We start from the raw sequence: 4334 nt of genomic DNA, 5'->3' as shown, positions 1-4334 counted from the left end.
TTCGAGCTCGCCAAACACATTTGATGACAGTCAGCTCCCGAAAGCCATTATGAAGCGCCTACGCGGTGACTTCGGAGAGAACCATGACCCCCGATGGACACAACAACGGACTTGACACATGCCGCACTCAGAGAACCAGATTTGACAATAACTCAATATTTTCTATCAAAACACTTCAGATAATAGATCTTAACTATAATTGATATTCAAATATTTGATTTTCAAAATGTCTCTTGTTGCGTAGTGTGTAGAAAGACCCAGACATACTTGGGGCCCAGGATATCATTTGGAAAGGATCTAAGAATGGACGGGAATGCGCAATCAGGCGGTAAGTGCCCAGTTATGCATGGCGCAAACAGCGCTGTCGGCAAGGACAACATGGATTGGTGGCCAAACGCCCTCAACCTCGACATCCTGCATCAACATGACACCAAGACCAATCCGCAAAAAGATTTTAACTATCGTAAAGCGCTCGAAGATTTAGATGTCGCTGCATTGAAGGCAGACTTGCACGCATTGATGACTGACAGTCAGGATTGGTGGCCGGCAGACTGGGGTCATTATGGCGGCCTGATGATCCGTATGGCTTGGCATGCGGCTGGGTCCTACCGGATTGCCGATGGCCGCGGCGGTGGCGGAACTGGCAACCAACGCTTTGCGCCATTGAACTCTTGGCCGGATAACGTCAACCTCGACAAAGCGCGCCGCCTTCTTTGGCCGCTTAAGCAAAAATATGGCAAGCAAATCAGCTGGGCTGATCTGATCATTATGGCAGGCACCGTCGCATATGAATCGATGGGCCTCAAAACATTCGGTTTTGCTTTCGGCCGCGAGGACATCTGGCATCCAGAAAAAGACACCTATTGGGGCGCTGAAAAGGAATGGCTTGCGCCATCCGATGCACGCTATGGCGATCTTGATGACCCATCGACGATGGAAAACCCGCTTGCTGCCGTTCAGATGGGCTTGATCTACGTGAATCCTGAAGGCGTGAACGGACAGCCGGATCCACTGAAAACAGCAGCTCAAGTCCGCGAGACATTCGCCCGGATGGCCATGAACGATGAAGAAACCGTCGCTCTGACGGCCGGCGGTCATACAGTGGGCAAATGCCATGGCAATGGAGACGCCGCGCTTCTTGGCGCCGACCCAGAGGCTGCTGATGTGACGGAACAAGGGTTGGGTTGGAATAACCATTCAGCCCGTGGAATAGGCCGCAACACTGTCTCAAGTGGCATCGAAGGCGCGTGGACGACCCACCCCACTCAATGGGATAATGGCTACTTTTACCTGCTTTTCACTTACGATTGGGAATTGAAGAAGTCTCCTGCAGGTGCCTGGCAATGGGAACCGATCAACATCAAGGAAGAGGACCGGCCCGTCGATGTGGAGGATCCCTCGATCCGCTACAACCCGATCATGACCGACGCCGACATGGCGATGATCAAAGATCCGGTCTATCGGGAGATCTCGGAGCGGTTTTACAAGGATCCAGACTACTTCTCTGACGTTTTTGCGCGGGCTTGGTTTAAACTGACCCACCGTGACATGGGGCCAAAACCTCGCTATTTTGGCCCGGATGTTCCTGCTGAAGACCTGATCTGGCAAGATCCAGTACCGAAAGGTGCAACTGACTGGGACATTGCTGCCGTCAAAGCAGAAATTGCACAAAGTGGCTTGAGCGTCAGCGATCTGGTTTCAACGGCATGGGATAGTGCGCGTACCTTCCGCGGGTCCGATTTACGTGGTGGTGCAAATGGTGCTCGGATCCGTCTTGCTCCTCAGAAAGATTGGGAGGGTAACGAGCCCGATCGGCTTGACAAGGTATTGTCGGTCCTCGAGCCAATTGCAAAGAGTGCCGGCGCTAGTCTTGCAGACGTCATTGTTTTGGGCGGAAATGTCGGTGTTGAGCAAGCCGCTTATGCTGCTGGCACTCAAGTGACCGTGCCCTTCATGCCAGGACGGGGTGATGCGACTGACGCAATGACAGATGCTGCCTCGTTTGATGTGTTAGAGCCAATCCACGACGGCTTTCGAAATTGGGTCAAAAAGGATTACATCGTCAGCCCTGAAGAGCTCCTTTTGGACCGCGCCCAGCTCATGGGGCTGACCGCGCCAGAGATGACAGCCCTGATTGGCGGTTTGCGGGTAATTGGTACCAATCATAGCGCAACCATGCACGGTGTGTTCACGGATCAACCGGGAGCGCTTACGACAGACTTCTTCGTCAATCTTACGGACATGCGCTATCGCTGGGCACCAACGGCAGAGGGGGTCTATGTTTTGCAAGACAGGACAACTGGTCAGGTCCATTGGACTGCAACTCGGGTTGATCTTGTTTTTGGGTCAAATTCCATCCTGCGTTCTTACGCTGAAGTTTATGCGCAACGAGACGGAACCGAGCAGTTTGTCGAGGATTTTGTCGCGGCCTGGACGAAGGTCATGAATGCAGACCGTTTTGATCTACACTATTGATAACAAGTTCACAGGCGGCCTCGTGCTGCCTGTGAACGTCACTGCGCCACTACGCTCAGAACGGCAAGTCCAGCAAGTAGCGGTAGTCCCCGAGTTGCTGCAAGGTTCGCGCCTTCTATGGAATAGTATAACGCAAAGAGCTGGCAGTGGCTCAACTTTACATCGGTGAAACACCGGCCTTGAGCATCAGTTTAACCGATAAAAAAGCTCTTGAATGAGCAGCAACCAAAGGCTCATGAACATGTTCGATGTACAGACATCCGCCCCGACGGAACGCCCTGCGACATGCCCCATGCATGCAGCAAAGGACCATCCGGCCATAAAGCCTGCACGGGTTGGCATTCTTGTGGCCAACCTTGGCACGCCGGATGCGACAGATTACTGGTCAATGCGGCGATATCTGAACGAATTCTTGTCGGACAAACGCGTGGTGGATTATTCTGCCTGGCTTTGGCAGCCGCTGTTGCAGCTGTTCATCCTGACCAAACGGCCATTGTCGTCGGGTGCGGCCTATCAATCCATCTGGAACGAAGACGCCAATGAAAGCCCTTTGCTGACCATTACCAAAGCGCAGACCGCCGCAATCAAAAAACAGATGATCGACCGCTACGGCGACGATGTGCGCGTCGATTTCTGCATGCGCTATGGCAACCCGTCCACCAAATCCAAAGTGCGTGAAATGGTTGAAGCGGGCTGTACCAAGATCCTGTTCTTACCGCTTTACCCGCATTACGCGGGTGCCACATCAGCCACTGCGAATGACCAGTTCTTTCGCGCGCTGATGGATGAAAAATGGCAGCCCACCGCGCGTGTTGTCGAGCCCTATTTCGAGGCACCAGCCTATATCGAAGCGCTGGCCCAATCCATCCAAAAGGCCTATGCCGAGATCGCGGTCAGGCCGGAAATGCTGATCTGTTCCTATCACGGCGTGCCGGAACGCTATCTGCGTGAGGGCGACCCCTATCATTGCCAGTGCCAGAAAACGACACGTTTGCTGAAAGAACGGCTGGGTTGGGACAACACCCAGATCAAAACGACGTTCCAGTCGCGGTTCGGGCCAGAGGACTGGCTAAAACCCTATACGGTCAAAGAGGTCGCGCGACTGGCCGAAGAAGACGGTATCAGGCATATCGCCGTCTGCGCCCCCGCCTTTTCTGCCGATTGCATCGAAACGCTGGAAGAGATCAACGAAGAGATCAAGGAAAGCTTTGAAGAAGCAGGCGGCGCACATTTCACCTATATCCCCTGCCTGAATGACCATGCGGCGCATATCGACGTGCTGTGTGGTGTGATCAACCGCAACCTGAAAGGTTGGTTGGCATAAACTGGCTGCGGTGACTTTTCATGGATCTCAGAGTCCTGTCCCGAGCGCAGGTTCACTACTCCTTCCAGATCAACTGGTTTTAACCGATAGCGGATTACGTTGCCATCATGGAGACCCGCGATCTGCTCGCGGACGTAAGCGACAACATCTGCGCGATCTGCATCGGCTACGCCAGCGGCCGAGGCCATCTCGTCAACCGCACCGTCTCGGAACTCCTTGAACTCGAGAACGCAACGCTGGACCGCAGCGCGAAAAAATTCCCGATAGACAACAGCAGCTTTTTCAGGGCTCTCCACCTCGGCCCCGAGAATTCGGTACTTCTCGGTGGAAGCCAAGTACGCGTCCCTACAGACCTCGCGCGGCAGTGCGACGTTGTTCAATTCATAGACCCCGATTAGAGCGGTTCCTGCTTATCTTGAATCGTTGTGGGATTGAACGAACCCGCTAACGCGGGATGGGCGCCGCTATTGGCAGGAATGGCCTCCTGATGAGAAGGTTTGGTTGCTGAGACCAATCTTTGAACAGGAGACCATCC

3 protein-coding genes are annotated in these 4334 nt (G+C 53.7%); all 3 read left to right on the top strand.

Annotation, left to right across the window (positions count from 1 at the left end):
- Positions 1–303: 303 nt before the first annotated feature.
- The 3 genes from katG to VGP75_RS14700 all read left to right on the top strand — a co-directional run bounded on the left by katG (position 304) and on the right by VGP75_RS14700 (position 4197).
- Complete coding sequence (katG, locus tag VGP75_RS14710) at positions 304–2475, top strand: catalase/peroxidase HPI (protein WP_327544381.1); 2172 nt, start codon at positions 304–306, stop codon at positions 2473–2475.
- Positions 2476–2710: 235 nt separating this feature from the next.
- Positions 2711–3799, top strand: a complete 1089-nt coding sequence (hemH, locus tag VGP75_RS14705) for a ferrochelatase (protein ID WP_327544382.1) — start codon at positions 2711–2713, stop codon at positions 3797–3799.
- A 107-nt stretch (positions 3800–3906) separates the two neighbouring features.
- On the top strand, positions 3907–4197 hold the full coding sequence (locus tag VGP75_RS14700; protein ID WP_327544380.1) for a hypothetical protein: 291 nt from the start codon (positions 3907–3909) through the stop codon (positions 4195–4197).
- Positions 4198–4334 lie beyond the last annotated feature (137 nt).

Source organism: Yoonia sp., from assembly GCF_036007805.1.
In the GTDB taxonomy this organism is placed as follows: domain Bacteria; phylum Pseudomonadota; class Alphaproteobacteria; order Rhodobacterales; family Rhodobacteraceae; genus Yoonia.
This window is presented reverse-complemented; position numbering and strand designations above follow the sequence as displayed.